The 18,923-nt window shown below is 73.7% G+C and carries 18 protein-coding genes and 2 pseudogenes; 12 read left to right on the top strand and 8 right to left on the bottom strand.

All coding sequences use genetic code 11. The annotated features are described in order from the left end of the window. The first annotated feature begins 376 nt into the window (after window positions 1-376). Window positions 377-895 carry a MarR family winged helix-turn-helix transcriptional regulator gene (locus tag IE308_RS25120; RefSeq protein ID WP_190219652.1) on the top strand — a complete coding sequence of 173 codons (519 nt, stop codon included), beginning with the start codon at window positions 377-379 and terminating at the stop codon, window positions 893-895. A gap of 4 nt (window positions 896-899) precedes the next feature. Here IE308_RS25120 and IE308_RS25115 read toward each other — a convergent pair. The 6 genes and pseudogenes from IE308_RS25115 to IE308_RS25090 all read right to left on the bottom strand — a co-directional run. Next, window positions 900-2,390, bottom strand: a pseudogene (locus IE308_RS25115) (PP2C family protein-serine/threonine phosphatase); the annotation flags it as partial. A gap of 667 nt (window positions 2,391-3,057) precedes the next feature. Continuing rightward, window positions 3,058-4,158 carry an ATP-binding SpoIIE family protein phosphatase gene (locus tag IE308_RS25110; protein WP_190219651.1) on the bottom strand — a complete coding sequence of 367 codons (1,101 nt, stop codon included), beginning with the start codon at window positions 4,156-4,158 and terminating at the stop codon, window positions 3,058-3,060. Next, window positions 4,155-4,625, bottom strand: coding sequence for an anti-sigma regulatory factor (locus tag IE308_RS25105; protein WP_110629372.1), 471 nt, complete (start codon window positions 4,623-4,625; stop codon window positions 4,155-4,157). Before IE308_RS25105 ends, IE308_RS25110 begins: the two co-directional genes overlap by 4 nt. Before the next feature lie 359 nt (window positions 4,626-4,984). Then, window positions 4,985-5,356: pseudogene (locus IE308_RS25100) on the bottom strand (STAS domain-containing protein); the annotation flags it as partial. Continuing rightward, window positions 5,353-6,243 carry an STAS domain-containing protein gene (locus IE308_RS25095; RefSeq protein ID WP_190219650.1) on the bottom strand — a complete coding sequence of 297 codons (891 nt, stop codon included), beginning with the start codon at window positions 6,241-6,243 and terminating at the stop codon, window positions 5,353-5,355. The pseudogene IE308_RS25100 and the gene IE308_RS25095, both read right to left, overlap by 4 nt. A gap of 156 nt (window positions 6,244-6,399) precedes the next feature. Continuing rightward, the gene (locus IE308_RS25090; protein WP_190219649.1) at window positions 6,400-7,560 is read right to left on the bottom strand and encodes a PP2C family protein-serine/threonine phosphatase; all 1,161 of its coding nucleotides are present in this window, start codon (window positions 7,558-7,560) and stop codon (window positions 6,400-6,402) included. A gap of 128 nt (window positions 7,561-7,688) precedes the next feature. Here IE308_RS25090 and IE308_RS25085 point away from each other — a divergent pair, with 128 nt between their 5' ends. The 7 genes from IE308_RS25085 to IE308_RS25055 all read left to right on the top strand — a co-directional run bounded on the left by IE308_RS25085 (window position 7,689) and on the right by IE308_RS25055 (window position 13,244). Next, window positions 7,689-8,177, top strand: coding sequence for a MarR family transcriptional regulator (locus IE308_RS25085; protein ID WP_229909044.1), 489 nt, complete (start codon window positions 7,689-7,691; stop codon window positions 8,175-8,177). 283 nt (window positions 8,178-8,460) lie between these two features. After that, on the top strand, window positions 8,461-8,910 hold the full coding sequence (locus IE308_RS25080) for an ATP-binding protein (RefSeq protein WP_110629368.1): 450 nt from the start codon (window positions 8,461-8,463) through the stop codon (window positions 8,908-8,910). Between the two features lie 81 nt (window positions 8,911-8,991). Further along, window positions 8,992-9,837 carry an RNA polymerase sigma factor SigF gene (locus IE308_RS25075; RefSeq protein ID WP_190219648.1) on the top strand — a complete coding sequence of 282 codons (846 nt, stop codon included), beginning with the start codon at window positions 8,992-8,994 and terminating at the stop codon, window positions 9,835-9,837. A 133-nt stretch (window positions 9,838-9,970) separates the two neighbouring features. Continuing rightward, window positions 9,971-10,501, top strand: a complete 531-nt coding sequence (locus tag IE308_RS25070) for an STAS domain-containing protein (protein ID WP_190219647.1) — start codon at window positions 9,971-9,973, stop codon at window positions 10,499-10,501. A gap of 3 nt (window positions 10,502-10,504) precedes the next feature. Continuing rightward, window positions 10,505-10,726 (top strand): hypothetical protein, encoded by a 222-nt coding sequence (locus IE308_RS25065; RefSeq protein WP_110629365.1) that lies wholly within the window; start codon window positions 10,505-10,507, stop codon window positions 10,724-10,726. Between the two features lie 559 nt (window positions 10,727-11,285). Next, a complete protein-coding gene (locus IE308_RS25060) occupies window positions 11,286-11,489 on the top strand; it encodes a cold-shock protein (protein ID WP_110629364.1) in 204 nt (67 codons plus the stop codon). A gap of 222 nt (window positions 11,490-11,711) precedes the next feature. After that, window positions 11,712-13,244 (top strand): DEAD/DEAH box helicase, encoded by a 1,533-nt coding sequence (locus IE308_RS25055; RefSeq protein WP_229909043.1) that lies wholly within the window; start codon window positions 11,712-11,714, stop codon window positions 13,242-13,244. 91 nt (window positions 13,245-13,335) lie between these two features. On the opposite strand, the gene IE308_RS25050 is transcribed toward IE308_RS25055, so the two are convergent. After that, entirely contained in the window at window positions 13,336-13,710 is a 375-nt protein-coding gene (locus IE308_RS25050) for a GvpU-like protein (RefSeq protein WP_190219646.1), read from the bottom strand. A 98-nt stretch (window positions 13,711-13,808) separates the two neighbouring features. Between IE308_RS25050 and IE308_RS25045 the strand changes: the two genes are divergently transcribed. From IE308_RS25045 to IE308_RS25035, 3 genes are read left to right on the top strand one after another with little or no spacing between them, the layout of a single operon-like run. Continuing rightward, window positions 13,809-16,007: an MMPL family transporter gene (locus IE308_RS25045; RefSeq protein ID WP_190219645.1), complete on the top strand. Its 2,199-nt coding sequence runs from the start codon at window positions 13,809-13,811 to the stop codon at window positions 16,005-16,007. Between the two features lie 5 nt (window positions 16,008-16,012). Next, window positions 16,013-17,212: a sensor histidine kinase gene (locus IE308_RS25040; protein WP_190219644.1), complete on the top strand. Its 1,200-nt coding sequence runs from the start codon at window positions 16,013-16,015 to the stop codon at window positions 17,210-17,212. After that, a complete protein-coding gene (locus tag IE308_RS25035; RefSeq protein ID WP_190219643.1) occupies window positions 17,209-17,859 on the top strand; it encodes a response regulator in 651 nt (216 codons plus the stop codon). Before IE308_RS25040 ends, IE308_RS25035 begins: the two co-directional genes overlap by 4 nt. Before the next feature lie 16 nt (window positions 17,860-17,875). On the opposite strand, the gene IE308_RS25030 is transcribed toward IE308_RS25035, so the two are convergent. Then, window positions 17,876-18,328 (bottom strand): MarR family winged helix-turn-helix transcriptional regulator, encoded by a 453-nt coding sequence (locus tag IE308_RS25030; RefSeq protein WP_308440125.1) that lies wholly within the window; start codon window positions 18,326-18,328, stop codon window positions 17,876-17,878. A gap of 91 nt (window positions 18,329-18,419) precedes the next feature. Between IE308_RS25030 and IE308_RS25025 the strand changes: the two genes are divergently transcribed. Continuing rightward, window positions 18,420-18,896, top strand: coding sequence for an SgcJ/EcaC family oxidoreductase (locus IE308_RS25025; RefSeq protein ID WP_229909042.1), 477 nt, complete (start codon window positions 18,420-18,422; stop codon window positions 18,894-18,896). The last annotated feature ends 27 nt before the right edge of the window (window positions 18,897-18,923 follow it).

The raw sequence follows: 18,923 nt of genomic DNA, 5'->3' as shown, positions 1-18,923 counted from the left end.
CGGCGTCGGCTGCCTCGTCGTCCCGGCCGTCCCCGCGGTCCCGGCCCTCCCGGTCACCGGCGCCGCTCCCGCCCGTGTCCTCGTGGCTCTTCATCGGGCGCCACAGACGTGTACCGGTTCACATGGGCCCCCTGCTCAGGGTCGTCACGGCTCCGTGCCCACCCAGTCTTCGGCACCCCCGGGGAGGTCGCCTCACCCCTCGCGGGTGAGCCCCCCGAAGCCCCGCCGGATGCCCCGGACGCGCGGGCCGCGCCGGGCGGCGTGAGGAGAAGGTGCCCATGGCATCCACGTCTGCTTGCCCCTCGCGTTGCCGGGTACAGCGTGGGGGTGAGGGGGACGGCTGGCGTGCGTGGAGTGCAGTGAGAGTGATGTGTTCGTGACCCGGCTCGGTGGGACCGGCGGCGAGCGTGCGGACAGGCTCGGGGACGAGGACGGGGCGGAGACCGTCGCGTGGGACGTCGCGTGGGACGTCGCCGGGGCCGTGGAGAGTCTGGCGGTTCTCTGGTCGCTGGCCGCGCAGGCCGCCGTACTGCGGTTGTCGCCGCATCAGTTGCGGGCGCTGCGGGTGCTTCAGGCCGCTCCCGGGCTGAATCTGACCGGACTGGCCGAGCAGTTGGAGATAGGGCTGCCCACCGCCAGCCGGCTGTGCGACCGGCTGGAGGCCGCCGGGCTGCTGGAGCGGGCCCTGCATCCGCACCGGCGGCGCGAGGTGCGGCTCGGGCTGACCGTGCGGGGGCGGCGGGTGCTCGACGACGTCGCGGCGCGGCGGGCCCAGGCCCTCGCCGACGTGCTCGGGGCCATGGAGCCCGACGACCGGGAGGCGCTCCGGCGGGGGCTGCGGGCCTTCGCCGCGGTGCGGGGGGCCTCGGCGCCCCCGCCGTCCGGCGAGTCCTGATCCCTTACCTTGTCCTGCACAGCAGCAGGCAGACGTCGTCGTCGCGTTCCGAGTCGTGCAGGAGTGGTTTCAGCAGGGCCTCCGCCGACGCGTCCAGGTCCTCCAGGTCCGCGCCGCTGAGCGCGCCCATGGCCTGGGCCAGGCGTTCGATGCCGGGGTCGATGCCCTGGGACCGGCGTTCGACCAGGCCGTCGGTGTACAGGGCCACCGTCGAGCCGGGGTGCAGGGGGAGCGTGTGGTCCTCGTAGGTGAAGGGGAGCGGGACGCCCAGCATGATGCCCGGTCTCGCGTCGAGGACGCGGACCGTTCCGTCGGGGGACCTGACCACCGCGGGCGGATGGCCCGCCGCCGCCCACACCAGCGTCGGGTCACCGGGGCGGAAACGGGCGATCACCGCCGTCGCGTACAGCGTCGGCTGCTGGTGGCAGAGCATGTGGTGCAGGCGGGTGAGGATGCGGGCGGGGCTGTCGTCCTCGACGGCGTAGGCGCGCAGCGCGGTGCGCAACTGGCCCATCATGACCGCCGCGTTCAGGCCGTGCCCCGTGACGTCCCCTATCACCGCGAGCACACTGCCGTCGGGCTGCACGAACGCGTCGTACCAGTCACCGCCGATGTTCAGGCCGCGCGTGGCCGGCAGGTAGCGGGCGGCCAGGTCCACGCCCTCGGTGAGGGGCAGTTCGGTCAGCTGGGCGCGCTGCAGCGCCTCGGCGACGTCGCGGTGCTGCTCGTAGCGCCGGGCGTGGTCCAGGGCGATGGCCAGCCGGCCGGCCAGCTCCATCAGCATCACGGCGGTGTCGGGGTCGAAGCGGGGCCCGGGCGCGGTCAGCGTCAGCACGCCCAGCAGGCGGGGCGCGGTGAGCGGGATGCAGAGCAGCGGGCGGTCCGGGAAGAGCACCGAGGGCGGCAGATCGTCGACGCCGGGCAGGCCGCCGGGGTGCGGGGCGGCGTGCTGGGGCCGTCCGGTGCGCGCCGCGGTCACGGCGGCGGCCGGGCGGTCGGTCCTGCGGGGCGCCTGCCCCTCGCCGGGTTCCTCGTCGAAGAGCCAGATGTCGGCCTCGGCGGCGTAGTCCGGGATCAGCAGCTCCGGCAGGCGGCGCAGGATGTCCTCGGGGTCGAGGGACGCGGTCACGGCGGCGCTGGCGTCCGCGAGGAACGTCAGCAGGCGGCGCGACTTCTCCGCGTCCGCGCGCGCGGCCCGCTCGGCGTCGAGCAGGTCGTGCTGCGCCTGTACGGCGGCCTCCAGCTCGGCGTGCAGGGCGAGGACGCCCTGGTTGGTCTGGTGCAGCTCCTCCCGGTGGAACCGGACCAGTTCCTCCTGCTCGGCGAGCAGGTCGAGGAGGGCCGCGGTGTCCTCGGCGCAGGCGAGGACGGCTTCGGCCAGGTCGTCGGTGGTCACCTTCGCCGGGTGGGCGGGCGTGGCAGCGTCCGCCGGGTGGGCGGGCGTTGCGCGCTCCGGCCGGTGGGTGGGCGCCGCGGTCGCCTGCCGTGACGGGGACGGCTCGCGGGTGGGGCGGCGGGAGCGGCGGGGGCGGGGCAGGGTGTAGCGGGCCGGGGGCGCGCCGTGCGGTCGTACGACGATGCGCAGGCGGGGGGTGGTGCCGTCGTGCGGGGCGTCCTTGTCGGCGGCCGGGGCGGGGGCCGGGGCGTCCGCGTCAGAGGCATCCGCGCCGGAAGGGCCTCTCTGGGCACCATCCGCGCCGGAAGCGCCCCCTTCGGCACCATCCGCGTCAGAGGCCCCCGCGCCGGAAGCGTGCCCCTCGGCACAGTCAGCGCCAGAGGCCCCCGCGCCGGAAACGCCCCCCTCGGCACCATCCGCGTGAGAGGCCCCCGCGCCGGAAACGCCCCCCTCGGCACCGTCAGCGCCAGCGGCACCCGCGTCAGAGGCCCCCGCGTCAGCGGCACCCGCGCCGGAAGCGTCCTCCGCGGAGTCCGCGCACGACGCGCCCGCGTCCGGCCCCGGCTCCCGCTCCGGCCCCGACCCCGGCTCCCAGCCGTCGATCAGTACCTCCGCACCCCCCGCCGCCAGGCCCTCCCGCAGGCGTGCCGTGATGTCGGTCAGGAAGCGGGCGCGTTCCACGGCCGGCAGGCCGGTCTCGGCCGTGACGCGGGACAGGAGTGTGCGTGCGCGGGCCGCGTCGGCCACGGAGCGGATGGTCCAGATGTCATGGGCGTTCATGGGCCTCGGTCCGGCACTCGGGGGCCAGTACGGCCACGCTGGTGTCGTCGCGTGCGGGGCTGGCCGCGCTGCTGGCGTCCCGGAGGACGGCCGCGGCGATCAGCGCGGGGTCGCGGGTGAGCAGATGCGGCTCGTCGGGGGGTGTCCAACGGCTGGGCAGGCCGTCGCTGTGCAGGACGAGCAGGCTGCCGGCGGTCCAGGGCGCCCGCTGCACCGGCACGTTGGCCGGGAAGGCGGCGCCGACGATGCCGGGGTGGGAGACCAGGTGGTGCCAGCGGTCGCCGGTGCGCAGCCGGGCCCCGGCGTTGCCGACCCCGGCGAAGCTCAGGTGGGCGTCGTCGTGGTCCAGTTGGGCCACGGCCACGGCGGCGCCGCGGGTGGGCCGTAGCGCCGTGTCGAGGCGGCGGAGGATCTCGGCGGGCGGCAGATGGGCCGAGCGGCGCAGGGTGTCGACGGCGGTGGCGGAGGCGTGGGCGGCCTTGGTGCCGTGGCCGAGGCCGTCGGCCAGCATGAAGGTCAGCAGCGGGCCGGAGCGGGCCCAGGTCCAGGCGTCGCCGGAGTGTTCGGCGGGGGCGAGGGGGACGTTGACGCCGCCGGCGCGGGCCGCCGCCCGCCGCGGTGCGGGGGCGGGTGCGGGGGCCTGTGCGGGTACGGCCGCGGGTACGGCCGCGGGCGCGGGGTCGATGCGGGCCAGGACGACCGTCCCGCGGCCCCGCACGCTGTACAGGTCGAAGCCGTCGGCGATGCGCCGGCAGGTGCCGAGCCCCGCGCCGAGGGACGTGGTGGCCGTGGTGAACCCGTCCCGCAGGGCCGCGGCGACGTCGGGGATGCCGGGACCGTGGTCGAGCGAGACCAGCTGCACCGCGGGGGTACGGCCGCCCGGCTCGGGCGCGTCGACGAGGTTGACGACGACGCGGCCGCCGCCGGCGTGCTTGAGCAGGTTGGTCGCCAGCTCGGTGGCGACCAGCGCGGCGTTGGCGGTGCGGCGCGCGTCGAGACCGACGTCCCGGCACGCGGTCTCGGCCGCCACCCGGACGTCCCGTACCCGGGTGGAGTCGTGCACCGGAACGTCCCACGCCCTGTTCATCCGGCCCCCGGTCGGAACGAGCCCGCGCCGGAGCGGGGCGCGGGCACGCCGGAGGCCCAGGCGACCACGGTGACGGTGGTGCCGCGCCCGGGTTCGGTGTCCAGGGCGAACTCGTGCACCAGCCGCTTGGACCCGCTCAGGCCGAGGCCGAGACCGCCGCCGCTGGTGTAACCGTCCGTCATGGCCAGGTCCACGTCCCGGATGCCGGGGCCGTGGTCCACGAAGCACAGCCGCAGCCCGGTGCGGTGGCCCTCGTGCAGCCGGGTGATCTCCACGACGCCGCCGCCCCCGTGCACGAGGGTGTTGCGGGCCAGTTCGCTGGCCGCGGTGATCAGTTTGGTCTGCTGCACCAGTCCGAATCCGAGGTCGGTCGCGGCCTGCCGCACCTGCTGCCGGATCCGGGCCAGGTCGGCGTCCGTGTCGATGGGCAGGCTGATCGAGGCCGGGGGCCGGGGCTCTTCGGCCATCAGGGGCCCCCCTTCGTACGGTCCACGGACGCCGTACCGTCCACGGGCCGGGTCCCGTCCACGGACGCTGTACCGCCCACGGGCGGGGCGCCGTCAACGGACGCCGTACCGCCCACGGGCGGGATCCCGTCCACGGACGCCGCACCACCCACCGGCCACGCACCGCCCACGGACGCCGCACCACCCACCGGCCACGCACCGCCCACGGGCGCCGTACCACCACCTACCGGCGACAGCCCGCCCGCAGGGCGTGCGGTGGCGGGCTGTACGGGTCGCGGTCCGAGGGCGGGCCTCGTCCGGTTCCCCGCCCGGGCCCGGTTCACCGCCTGCGCGCGGTCCACCGCCCGCGTGCGGTCCGCCGTCGGGGCGGACAGCAGTTCCATCGCCCGGTCCACATCCAGCGCGGTGGTCAGCGAGGGCAGCGTGAGGCCCAGCTCGACGAGGGTGATCGCGACGGCCGGGCGCATCCCGGCCAGGACCGTGCGGGCCGCCATCAGCGCGGCGCTGGCGGCGATCTCGGCGAGCACGCGGCCGAGGAACGAGTCGACGATCTCCACGCCCGAGATGTCGATCACGACACCCGAGGCACCGCTGCGCGCGATGCGCTCGACGATGTCCTGCTGGAGCTGCTCGGCCGTCCCGTCGTGCAACTCCCCCTGAAGGGTGACCAGCAGGACGTCCCCCAGCGCCAGCACCGGCACATGGGGGCTTCCCGGATAGGGGGCGGTCATGAGGGGATCGTCCCGGGAGCGGCCGGCACCACGATGCCCTGCCGGGCCAGCGCGTACGCCAGCGCGTCGGCGAGCCCGGCGCGGGTGACGACCGACCCCAGGTCGATGCCGAGATGCACGATGGTCTGCGCGATCGCGGGCCGGATGCCGGAGACGATGCACTCGGCGCCCATCAGCCGGGCCGCCGCCACCGTCTTCATCAGGTGCTGCGCGACGAGCGAGTCGACCGTGGGCACGCCGGTGATGTCGAGGATGGCGTACGCGGCGCGCTGGTCGACGATCGCCTCCAGCAGGCTCTCCATGACCACCTGGCTGCGGGCGCTGTCCAGCGTGCCGATCAGGGGTACGGCGACGATGCCCTCCCACAGCTGGATGACCGGCGTGGCCACCTCCATCAGCTGCTGCCGCTGACGTTCGATCAGTTCGGCGCCGGCGTTGAGCGCCGTTTCCATCACCACCAGCCGCAGCGTACCCATGAGGACGGCCAGCGTCAGCGCCGCCTCGTGCGCCTCCCGTGCCGCCGGGTCGCTGTACTCCGCGCGCAGCAGCTCGGCGGCGGACACCCGCAGGTCGGCGACCTCGTCGGCGATCTGGGCGGGGGTGGACCCGGTGCGGGCCCGTGCGGCGGCGGTACGGCCCAGCTGGTCGCGGACGGCGCCGAAGCCGGGCGCGGTGATGTCCTCCAGCCTGCCGCCGGCAGCGACCTCCGCCAGGGCGTCGACGACGGCCTTGCCCGCGTCCACCGCCTCGTCGCGGGAGACGGTGAAGACCGTACGGAACAACGGGGTGTCGGCCCAGCGCTGGGCGATCTGCTCGCGGCGCCGCCGGAGGAAGCCGCTCAGCTCCTGTGCCGCCCCGTGGGTCCTGTCCTGCTCCGCCACCCGCATCGTCTCCCTCGGTACAGGTTCCGCGGCCGTGCGTCGGCCGGCCCCGGCCGAATAATTGCCGTGTGACAAACATTAGCGGTGGGGTGTAGCGCGAACAACAAGCGCCCGAGGCCCGTGGACGGACCCCGAAGACCCCTCTTCCGGACCATTGCCCGGTCAGCGTCCGTGCCAGTCCAGGCAGACCACCAGCGCGTCGTCGTCCGGCGCCGGCCGGCCGCGGTGACCGGTCAGTTCCCGCAGGACGGCCCGCGGCACCTCGGCCGCCGGCAGCAGGCGTGTGGCGTGGATGGCCCGGGTCAGGGCCTCGTCGCCGTACGCCTTGCCCTCGGGCGACGCGACGGCGTACACCCCGTCGCTGACGAAGAGCAGCCGGTCGCCGGGTTCCGCCTGGAACTCCTGGGCGACGTAGTCGGTCTCCTCGAACATGCCGAGCGGCAGCTGGGCGTCGAAGCCGACGCGTTCCACGGTGCCGCCGCGCAGCCGCAGCATCTGCGGGGAGCCCGCGTCCACCACCCGGGCGCGGCCGGTGGCCAGCTCGAAGTCGAGCATCAGCACCGACAGGTAGCTGCGGCCCCGGTAGTGCGCGTAGACGGCCTGGTCGGCCAGGGCCGCCTGGTCGGCGAGCGGGAGGCCGGCCCGGCGGGCGTTGCGCAGGGCGTTGACGGCCAGGTTGGTCAGCAGGGACGCCTCCGTGCCCTCGCCCATGCCGTTGGTGACGTACAGCGTCAGGCTGTCGGCGGTCGCCGACCAGTCGAAGTTGTCGCCGAAGATGGCGTACGCGGGCTCCAGCTGGGCGCCCAGCTCGTACTCGGGGCGGGTGCAGGAGCGGCCGGGCAGCAGCTGCCACTGCATCTCGGCGGCGAGGGTGAGCCGGTCCCTGCGGCGGGCCTGGAGGTAGATGTCGGTGTCCCGCTCGGCGACGACCACCTCGTGCGCGAGCACCTGGGCGACGTCGGCCAGCTCGTCGAGATGCTTGCGGGCGTGCTCGGCGTCGGCCATCGTCACCGTGAGCACGCCGAGCCGGTCGCCGCGCACGGTGACGGGCAGGTGCGTGCGCGCCCTGCCGCCCGGTACGGACTCCACGTACGGCTCCTGCGCGCCGAAGGCACGGCCCGCGGGGCTGCTGTGCACCGGGACCGGGTCCGTGGTGTGGGGCAGCACGGACACCGGCTGGAGCACGCTCAGGCCGTAGTCGGCCATGAACAGCTCGACGGACTCCGCCGCGTACTGCTCGACCAGTACGCGCCGGACGGCGTCGAGCAACTCGTGGGGTGCCGCCGTGCGCAGGGCGCGCTCGGCGGTCACAAATCTGTTCACGATGAGAAAAACACCAATCCTTACGCCGGACTCCCGTGGCCCGGCCCGGTGGGAAGCGGGCCGTCCGCCGCCGGTCGCCGAGGCCGTCCGCCTAGTACGCTGACGGCCGCCCCGGTTCCTGCGAGAGTGTGACCGTGACTGCCTTCCGCCCGCGCCCACAGCCCGCCGAGGTCGCCCGTGTGACCTCCACGGCCGCGGAGCTGCTGGAGGTGCTCTGGGGCCGGGCCTCGACCGCGCCCGCCTCGGCGTCCCAGCTGCGCCTGCTGCTCATCCTGGAACACCACGACGGCATCAACCTGGGCACGCTCGCCGACTCGCTCGCCTCCACGCCGCCGTCGACCAGCCGCCTGTGCGACCGGCTCCAGGCCGCCGGATTCGTCGAGCGCGCCGTCAGCCCCGCCGACCGGCGCGAGGTCCGGCTGCACCTCAGCAGCCGGGGGCGCGCCTTCCTGGCCGACCTCCGTATCCGCAGGGAGCGGGAGCTCCAGGCGGTGCTGGCCCTGATGCCCGCCGCGCAGCGGACGGCACTGCTGGAGGGCCTGGAGGCGTTCTGCGACGCGGCGGCGCTGCGCATACAGGACGCGGGCGCGGCGGAGACCGGCGACCGGACGGCCTGACACATTCCCAGCTCCTTCCTCGTGCGCATCCCGGCACGGGACGACCGCGGTGCATGACCGCGGTGTACGACCGCGGTGTACGACCGCACGTGTACGGCCGACATCCCTTTTTGCCGCGCGGACGCTCGGCAAACGGCAACCGTCTCCCACCCGTGTTCCCCGAGCCGGCGGGACCTGTGCCGTTGTGGCGAACCTCTCGGAGTACGCGCCGGATGCGTCTGATCATCACCGGCTCGGGTAAACGGAGCAAAAGGCACGAACGGCTAGCGATGGAGGTGGGCGTGTGCGTCCTTCCCTCGACGAGGCTCAGCGCCGGGGGCGTTTCCCGCGGCGCCGGCCCGCCGTCCCGGAGTCGGCGGGCCGGGCCCGCGACCTGACCCGCGCGTTCCTCGCGGAGGTCGCCCCCGGCGAGCCGGAGGTGACGGACGCCGCGTTGCTCGTGGTCTCCGAACTGGTCACCAACGCGATCCGGCACGCCGGCGGCGTCACCGGCTTCGGCCTGCGCACCGACCCGGAGGCGATCACCGTGACCGTGGCGGACGCGAGCCCCCGGCCGCCGCACCGGCGCCGTACACCGGTCAGCCAGCCGGGAGGCTTCGGATGGCCGATGGTCCTCCGGCTCGCGTCCCGGGTACGGGTGCGGAAGGGACCGCACGGCAAGGCGGTGGAGGCCTCGCTCGCACTGCCCCCGCCGAGTGGCGCTGCTCACATTTCCTTCACCGCGGGGGCATGAGCGGTGAGATGCGGGGCATCGGCCCTTCAAGGCGGCTCGCCGGAGCACGGGGCGGGCCGGGACGACAGGGAGGGCTGTGTGATGGCGGCGAAGGTCGACACGGTGACGCGGACCGAGGCGGAACTGCCCCAGATCGCGGAGCCGCAGAAGGTCGGCCCGCAGGACGCACGCACGCTGACCAAGGTCTTCCTCGAACGTCTCGCCGTACTGGAGGAGGGCACGCCCGAGTACCAGTACGCCCGCAACACGCTCATCGAGATCAACATGTCGCTCGTGCGGTACGCGGCGAGCCGGTTCCGCAGCGGCGGCAACCAGACGATGGAGGACATCGTCCAGGTCGGCGTCATCGGGCTGATCAAGGCGATCGACCGTTTCGAGGTCTCCCGCGAGGTGCAGTTCACCAGCTTCGCGGTGCCGTACATCGTCGGGGAGATCAAGCGGTTCTTCCGTGACACCTCCTGGGCGGTGCACGTGCCGCGGCGGCTGCAGGAGGCCCGTACCGAACTCACCAAGGCCACCGAGGAGCTGAGCACCCGGCTCGGCCGGTCCCCGAAGGTCTCGGAGCTGGCGGCGCTGATGAACCTCAGCGAGGAGGAGGTCGTCGAGGCGCAGGTCGCCGCGAACGGCTTCACGTCCACCTCGCTGGACGCGGCCGTCCGCACGGACGCCGACGAGAACGACGCGGCGCTGACGGAGTTCATCGGCGCCGAGGACCCGGGCATGGAACTCGTGGAGAACTTCCACGCGCTGGCCCCGCTCATCGCCGGCCTCGCCGAGCGCGACCGGCTGATCCTGCACCTGCGGTTCGTGGAGGAACTCACCCAGGCGGAGATCGGCCGGCGGCTCGGCATGTCCCAGATGCACGTCTCACGGCTGCTGTCGCGGATCGTGGCCCGGCTGCGCGAGGGCATGCTCACGACGGGGTGACGCCCGCGGCGGACAGGAACGCGGGTAGCGGCCGGGCGGCGGGATTCCCTCGCATCGGGGATCCTCGGACGCCCGAGGAGTGATCCACCGGCCCCACCCGTGGCCGGCGGGCGGTGCGGCCGTTGCCCCTGGCGTGCATACCTCCGGCTCCAGCCCGATACTGTCCGCCCCGCCCGCGCCCTGCGGCATAAGCGGCCACTCCCCCGCGACGCCCGGCGAGGGCCCGTACCCGACGCCCGGCGAGGGCCCGTACCCGACGCCCGGCGAGGGCTCGCGCAAGACGCCCGGTGAGGGCTCGCGCAAGACGCCCGGTGAGGGCTCGCGCAAGACGCCCGGCGGGGATTCCCGTACGCCGCCCGGCGGGGACACCCTCCATGTCCGGCTGCGCGGTGACATCGACCACTTCAGCGCCGCCCCGCTGCGCGCGATCCTCACGGCCGCCGCCGCGGACGGCCGTACCCGCCTCGTCCTGGACTGCGCCGACGTGTCGTTCTGCGACTCCGCGCTGCTGGGGGCACTTGCCCTGTGGCAGGGCGAGGGCCGCACCGCCGAGGTCCGCCAGGCACCCCCCGCGGTACGGCGTCTGCTGGCGCTGGAGCGGGAGCTGCGGGCAGGCCCTCGTGAGACGGGGCTCCCGCCAGGGGGCCGCGAGGGCGCATACTGAGCCATGACAAAACACGCTGCACCGAAGCGCCACTTGGCCACCAGCCCCTTCAAGGCGCCGGTCGCACCCGCTCCCAAGCACTTCGCCATGGGCGACCAGGTCACCCACGACGTGTACGGCCTGGGCCGGGTGATCGGCATCGAGGACGGCATCGCGGCACTCGTGGACTTCGGCTCGGCGCAGGTGCGGGTCCTGAGCCCGTACGCCAAGATGACCAAGCTGTAGCAGCACCGCTCCTGGTCACACACCAGGCCCCCTGACCGGGGGCCTGCGACGAGAGAGAGCTCCTCTGATCCCGACGCCGCTGTTCTCCGCACCGGACGAACAACCCCTCCGCACCGCCGCACCCTCGCCGCCTCCCGCGACGGACCCCTTCCGGGCGCCCGCCTTCGCGGAGGACGACACGAGTGACTGTGACCTTCCTCTCCCTTCCGACCCGGGGCCGTTCGTCGGCGATGCGCCGGCGGGACGAGGGGAGCGGCCGGGCCGGGGCCGTCGCGCGAGGTCATAGCGTTGCGGGCGCTCACGCCCGACGGCCGGACCGCACCTCGCGGAAACCGATATCTGTGGTCGCCGCATTAGAAATCGGTGCGACGAGACAGACATATTCCCGAAACCGCAGGCTGCGCGGGGGTATTTTCCGCGCGTGGCCGACACCGACGTGCTAGTGTCGACGTCAGTTGCAGGTGTGGTTGCCAGACGGTTTTTCCGACGGCTGATCATAACGGCGACACGGAATGCGCACGGTGTGCATTCCTGACACCGTCCCCCGAAGGAGAAAACAATGGCTACTGGCACTGTGAAGTGGTTCAACTCGGAAAAGGGCTTCGGCTTCATCGAGCAGGACGGCGGCGGCCCCGACGTCTTCGCCCACTACTCGAACATCGCCACCCAGGGCTTCCGCGAGCTGCTGGAAGGCCAGAAGGTGACGTTCGACGTCGCTCAGGGCCAGAAGGGCCCGACGGCCGAGAACATCGTTCCCGCCTGACGCACCTGCGCCGACGCGCACTTGGCAGCTGGGGCCCGCACCTTGGGTGCGGGCCCCAGTTCGCTTTGTCCCCGCATCACCCATTACCGGCACCTCCGGTAATTCGCTTTTCCCGGGGCGATTCCGCCCCGCCACATTCTCCGGCTCGTTCTCGCGATTCCCTGCGCTGCTCATTCTGCCGCGGAAATTCCTTGATACGTGCCGCATCAAGGAAGGTTCCCCATGAACCGCACCCGCACCAGCGGCGGTCGCCCGCGTGCGACGCGCACCTACGACCGCTCCGGCTCCGGCTCCGCCGGTTCGTCCCGTCGCCGCTCCACCGTCCCCGCGGGCCGGCAGCCCGTCGGCGGTGAGTTCGCGCTGCCGAAGACGGTCACGCCGGCCCTGCCCGCCGTCGAGGCGTTCGGCGACCTCGGCCTGCCGGCGCCGCTGCTGACCACGCTCGGCCAGGAAGGGGTGACCGTACCGTTCCCCATCCAGGCGGCGACCCTGCCGAACTCCCTGGCCGGCCGTGACGTGCTCGGCCGCGGCCGGACCGGCTCCGGCAAGACCCTCGCCTTCGGCCTCGCCGTCCTCGCCCGCACGGCGGGCAAGCGCGCCGAGCCGCGCCAGCCGCTCGCACTGGTCCTCGTCCCCACCCGGGAGCTGGCCCAGCAGGTCACCGACGCGCTCACGCCCTACGCCCGCTCGGTGCGGCTGCGGCTGGCCACCGTCGTCGGCGGCATGTCCATCGGCCGGCAGGCCGGTGCGCTGCGCGCCGGCGCGGAGGTCGTCGTGGCGACGCCCGGCCGGCTGAAGGACCTCATCGACCGGGGCGACTGCCGGCTCGACGACGTCGGCGTCACCGTCCTCGACGAGGCCGACCAGATGACCGACATGGGCTTCATGCCGCAGGTCACCGCCCTGCTCGACCAGGTACGGCCCGGCGGTCAGCGGCTGCTGTTCTCCGCCACCCTGGACCGCAACGTCGACCTGCTGGTCCGCCGCTACCTGAGCGACCCGGTGGTGCACTCCGTGGACCCGTCGGCCGGTGCCGTCGTCACCATGGAGCACCACATCCTGCACGTGGACGAGGCGGACAAGCACCGCACGACCACGGAGATCGCGGCGCGGGACGGCCGGGTCATCATGTTCCTGGACACCAAGCACGCCGTGGACCGGCTGACCAAGCACCTGCTGAACAGCGGGGTCCGCGCCGCCGCCCTGCACGGGGGCCGCTCCCAGCCGCAGCGCACCCGGACGCTGGCGCAGTTCAAGGACGGGCACGTCACCGTCCTGGTCGCCACCAACGTCGCCGCGCGCGGCATCCACGTCGACAGCCTCGACCTGGTCGTCAACGTCGATCCGCCCGCCGACCACAAGGACTACCTGCACCGGGGCGGCCGTACGGCCCGGGCCGGCGAGTCGGGCAGCGTGGTCACGCTGGTGACGCCCGCCCAGCGGCGCGGCATGGCCCGGCTGATGGCGTCGGCCGGCATCACCCCGCGGATCACGCCGGTCCGCTCGGGCGAGGCGGAGCTGAGCCGCATCACCGGCGCGCAGGCGCCGTCCGGCGTCCCCGTGGTGATCACCGTGCCGGTCGCCGAGAGCCCCCGCCGCACCTCGGCCCCGTCACGCAGCCGCCGCTCCCGCGGCAGCCGCGGCGGTCAGGCGCGCACCGGTCAGCCCCGTACCGGCCAGGCCCGCACGGGCCAGAACGGCCAGTCGCAGTCCCAGGGACGACGCCGGCGCCCGGGCAACGAGTCGGCCGCCTAGGCCTTATGGCAGGCCTTATGGCGAAGTTCCCGGCCTGATGTTGATGTGCGCGGCCCCCGTCGTTCTGCGGCGGGGGCCGCGCACGTCCGGCTCACTGTTCGAAATAGGTGAGATCGCCCACGGTCCACGCGCTGATGTCCTTGATGGCGACCCGGTACATCCCGCCCGTCTCCGGGATCCCGAGGCTGCCCTGGAGGATCCGGGCGAGGTGGAAGTGCAGATGCGTGGGTGCCTCGCCGCGCGCGGGCCGCTTCGCCAGGGAACCGCGGGCGAAGACGTCCGAGAACGGGCCCAGCCGGTCGGAGTCCTTCAGCACCTCCGCCACCCGCTCCCGCCACACGGCCTCGGGAGCCAGCCGCCCGGTGATGACGGCACCGCCGACGACCACGGTCAGGGACATCTGATTGCTTCGCTCCGCCTCCACCGTGGCGGCGATGGCGACGAGCAGCTCATCAGGGTTCGACATGAGGCAGAGCTTATGCGGCGCGTCCACCGATCGGTGGACCCGAGGTTCAACCCGTCACCTCTGTCTGCCGGTGTGCCCCGCCCGCGAGGCTCGTGGGCATGAATTCATTGACTGTGCGCGCGGCCCGGTGGAGTGCCCGGCACCCCTGGTGGGCCATGGTCGGCTGGCTGGTGTTCGTGGTGCTGTGCGTGGGGGTCGGCAGTGCCGTCGGGACGCGGAGCGCCACGACGGCCGACTACCGGGTCGGGGAGGCCGGGCGGGCGGAGGCCATGGCGGCCGAGGGGCATCTGGAGCGGCTGTCGAGCGAGCAGGTGCTGATCTCGGCCCGGTCGGGTGCCCTGGACCGGGGCGCGGCCGACGCCGCCGCGCGGGAACTGGGCGAGCGGATGCGGCGGCTGCCCGAGGTGGCGGGTGTGGCGCGGCCCGTGCTGTCGGCGGACCGTTCGGTCGTGATGGTCGAGGTCACGCTCAAGGGCGAGGAGCGCGACGCCAAGGACAAGGTGGACGCGCTGCTCGCGCAGACCGAGGCCGTGAGCGCGGCGTATCCGGGGCTGCTGGTGCAGGAGACCGGAAGTCCCTCCATCAGCAAGGGTGTCGAGCAGCAGCGCGGGGACGATCTGGCGCTGTCCGAGAAGATCACGCTGCCGATCACGCTGGTCACCCTGCTCGTCGTGTTCGGGTCGGTGACCATGGCGGGCGTGCCGCTGCTGCTCGCGCTGTCGTCGATCGCGGCGGCCGTCGGGCTGTCGATGGTCGTCTCGCACGTGTCGCCGGACGCCGGGGTCGGTACGAACGTGATCCTGATGATCGGGCTCGCGGTCGGCGTCGACTACACCCTCTTCTATCTCAAGCGGGAGCGGGAGGAACGGGCCCGCTCGGGCGGCCGGCTGAGTTCCGGGGCGCTGGTGGAGCTGGCCGCGGCGACCTCGGGCCGGGCGGTCGTGGTGTCCGGGTGCGCGGTGGTGGCCTCCACCGCGACGCTGTACCTCGCCTCCGACGTCATCTTCTCGTCGCTGGCGACGGGCACGATCGTGGTCGTCCTGGTCGCGGTGGCCAGCTCGCTCACCGCGCTTCCCGCGCTGCTCGTCAAGCTCGGGCAGCGGCAGGAGCGCAGGGCGCGGCGGCGTGCCGAGCGCGGCAGGCCGGTCCGGCGGGCGCGGGGCGACGGCGGCGGCCGGGTGTGGGGCGCGCTGCTGCGGCCCGCCAGCCGGCACCCGCTCGCGACCCTGTGCGTGTCCGTGCTCGCGCTGCTCGCGCTCGTCACCCCGCTGGCCGGGCTGAAGATCACCGAGATGAGCCGGGACACGCACTCCCGCGCCATCCCCGCGATGCGCGTGTACGACCGGCTCAACGCGGCGTTCCCGGAGCACCGGGTCACCCACCAGGTCGTCGTACGGGCCGATGCCGCGCGGACCGGTGAGGTCGCGGGGGCGCTGCGCGAGCTGGCCCGGCGGGCGGACGCCGATCCGCTGTTCGCCGGGGCGTCGGCGGTGCGGACCTCCGCGGACCGGCGGATCAGCACGCTCGAACTGAAGGTGCCGTATCTCGGGAACTCCGGTCAGGCCCACGACTCCCTCGACCACCTGCGGGACCGCTATCTGCCCGCGACCGTGGGGCGGGTCGCCGGGGCGGAGTACGGGGTGAGCGGGGACGTCGCCCGGTACACCGACTACCCCGCCCACCAGAACAGCAGACTGCCGCTGGTGCTGGGGGCGTTGCTGCTGGTGACGTTCCTGATGACGGCGTTCGCGTTCCGGTCCGTCGTGCTGGGGGTCATCGGGGTGGGGCTGAACCTGCTGTCCGCGGCCGCCTCGCTCGGGCTGCTCGTGCTGGTCTTCCAGGGGTCGTGGGCGGAGGGGCTGCTGGACTTCCACTCCACGGGGTCGATCGGGTCGCGGGTGCCGCTGTTCCTGTTCGTGATCCTCTTCGGGCTGTCGATGGACTACCAGGTGTTCGTGGTGAGCCGGATCCGGGAGGCCGTGCTCGCGGGCGTGCCGACGCGGCAGGCCGTGCTGGAGGGGATCCGCCGGTCGGCGAGCGTGGTGACGAGCGCGGCGGTGGTGATGACGACCGTCTTCGTCAGCTTCGTCTTCCTGCACATCATCGAGATGAAGCAGATCGGCTTCGTCCTCGCCGCGGCCGTGCTGCTGGACGCCTTCGTCGTCCGCATCATGATCCTGCCGTCGGCCATGCTGCTGCTGGGGGAGGCCAGTTGGTGGCCCGGGAAGGCGCCGGTGCGGGCGGTGGCCGCGGCGGGGAAAACGGCCGACGAGCGGCCGGTGGCCGACGTACGTTGAGCGTCATGACCGCTCTGACCGCTCCCCTGGCCGACACCTTCTGGGCGACGTCGCTGCGCCGGTGGAACACGGTGTGCCGGGTGCTGTTCGGTGCGATGGCCGTCGGGCTGGTGACGACGGCCCCGCCCGGCGGGAGCAAGTACCAGTCGCTGGCCCTGCTCGGCTGCGTGGTCCTCTGCCACGCGGTGCTCGACCGCTTCCCGTCGAATCCCGTCGTACGGCCGCACGTCTACCTCGCGGTGCTGGTCCTCGGGCTGGGCGGGCTGGCGTACCTGGGCAGCAGTTATGCGGCGCTGTTCATGGTGACGCTGCCGCACTACTGGATGTTCGGGCGCACCCCGCGGGCCTCGATGGTGTTCCTGGGGCTCGCCACCGGCGCCACGCTGGCCGGCAGCCTGCTCCGGCAGGGCTGGTCGGCGGAGTTCTTCGGCGAGACCACGGTCTCCACGCTGATCGTGGTCGCGGTGGGTGTCCTGATCGGGCTGTGGGCGCACTCGGTCGTCGAGCAGAGCACCGAACGGGCCCGGCTGATCGAGGAGTTGGAGCGGACGCAGGCGCGGCTGTCGGAGGCGCACCAGCGGCAGGGCGCGGCGGACGAGCGGGAGCGCATCGCGCGGGACATCCACGACACGCTCGCGCAGGGCTTCGCGTCGATCATCGTCCTTGCGGAGGCGGCGCGGGCGGGCCTGGCCGACGATCCGGGGCGCAGCGCCCGGCAGTTGCGCTCGATCGAGTCGACCGCCCGGGACAACCTGGCCGAGGCGCGGGAGCTGGTCGCCTCGGCCGGGCAGCCGGGGCCCGGCGGCGAGCGGTCCGGCTCGGTGGCGCGGACGCTGCGCCGCACGCTGGACCGTTTCGCCGAGGACACCCAGCTCACCGTGGACGCCGATCTGGCGGACCTCGACTGCGACCAGCGGACCCGGATCGCGCTGCTGCGCTGCACCCAGGAGTCCCTGGCCAACGTGCGCAAGCACGCCCGCGCGTCCACCGTCGGCGTGGTGCTGGTGCGGCGGCCGTACGGCGTGGAGCTGGAGATCACCGACGACGGATGCGGGTTCGTGGTGGAGGAGTCGGCGGGCTTCGGCCTCGACGGCATGCGCAAACGACTGGCGGAACTGGGCGGGAGGCTCACGGTGACGAGTTCGGTGGGCGACGGGACACGGGTCCTCGCGGTGATCCCCGTGGCGGACGAGGGGGACGCATGAGCGCGGGGCCGCTGCGGGTCGTCGTGGTGGACGACCACACCGTGATGCGGGCCGGGGTCGTCGCGCTGCTCGCCGACGAGAGGAGCATCGAGATCGTCGGCGAGGCGGGCGACGGCCGGGCGGCGCTGGACCTGGTGGAGCGGTACGACCCCGATGTCGCCCTGGTCGATCTGCGGATGCCGGTGCTGGACGGGGTGGCGACGACGACCGAGATCGTCGCCCGGTACCCGCGCACCCGGGTGCTGATCCTGACGACGTACGACACGGACGCGGACATCGAGCGGGGCGTGGAGGCCGGTGCCATCGGCTATCTGCTGAAGGACACCACCCGCGAGCAGCTCGTCGACGCCGTCCACGCGGCGGCGCGCGGCGAGACGGTGCTGGCCCCGCGGGTCGCCGCGAAGCTGGTGGCGCGGATGCGCCGGCCGGCCCAGGAACCGCTGACCGAGCGGGAGACGGACGTCCTGGCGGCGGTGGCCGACGGCCTGACCAACGCGGAGATCGGCCGCCGGCTCGTCATCGCCGAGGCCACCGTGAAGACGCATCTGCTGCGCCTGTTCGCCAAGCTGGACGTGAACGACCGGACGCGGGCGGTGGTGGTGGCGATGGAGCGGGGGCTGCTGCCGGGGCCCGGGGCCCCGGGCTGAGCCGGGTGCCGGTCCGTCACATCGCGCGCAGGTCCTCGGCCGCCTCCTGGTAGGCGGCCGTCGCTCGGGTGAAGTAGTCGAAGAGGACGTCGAGTTGCTCCGGGCCGTAGCCGCGGAGGATCTCGCCGATCTTCTCGCGGGCGGGGGCCATGACGCGGTCCAGGTCGGCGGGGCCGGCCACCGGTTCCACGACGATCTTGCGGCGGTCGTCGGGGTCGGGGACGCGGCGGACGTAACCGGCCTGCTCCAGCCGGTCGATGAGCCGGGTCGTGGGGCCGGTCGTCAGGCCCGTGCGGTCGGAGAGGGCGCCGGGGGACATGGCTCCGGACAGCTGGAGGATGTTGAGCGCGTACAGGTCGGTGGCTCCGAGGTCGCACGCGCGGGCGCCGGCGTGGCCGTGCAGCATCACGGCGCTCAGGTAACGGCGGTAGACCTCGCTCGCGTCGGAGCGCATCGGGGGCGTTGACACGGTCTCTTCCACTCCCTAATCTCTTCCTTAGAGAAGAGAAATCTTCAAAGCAGATACTGCTCCTTTGAAGCTACCACGACGGAGGCCAGCCGTGACGACCCGGACCCGTATCCCCGCGGACCCCGCCCGCGCCGCCGACACCGCCGCGATCAGGGAACTCCTGGAGGACAGCCGCGCGGCGTGGGACCGCGGTGACGGGGCCGCGTACGGCGCCTGCTTCACCGACGACGCGACCGACGTCACCTTCGTCGGCACCGTCTACCGCGGCGGCCCCGAGATCGGCCGCGCCCACCAGGCCCTCTTCGACGGCTTCCTCAAGGGCACCCGCCTGGCCCTCGACATCACCGACCTGCGCTTCCACGGCCCCGACACCGCGGTCGTCGTCACCCGCGGCGACGTCGGCAAGGGCCGGCCGCGACGCCTGGGCAAGCTCGCCACGTACACCGTCGTACGCCGGCCCGACGGCCGGTGGCGGATCGCCGCCGTCCAGAAGACGCAGCGGCGGCGGCTGATGGAGGCCGTGTCCTTCCGGCTCCAGCCGGCCACCCGGCCGGCGGGACGGCCCTGACCGTCCGCCCGGCCGGATCCCGCCCGG

This window comes from Streptomyces griseosporeus (assembly GCF_014656055.1).
Classification (GTDB): Bacteria; Actinomycetota; Actinomycetes; order Streptomycetales; family Streptomycetaceae; genus Streptomyces; species Streptomyces griseosporeus.
The sequence above is the reverse complement of the archived record's forward strand: the minus strand, read 5'-3'. Positions and strand labels throughout refer to the sequence as shown.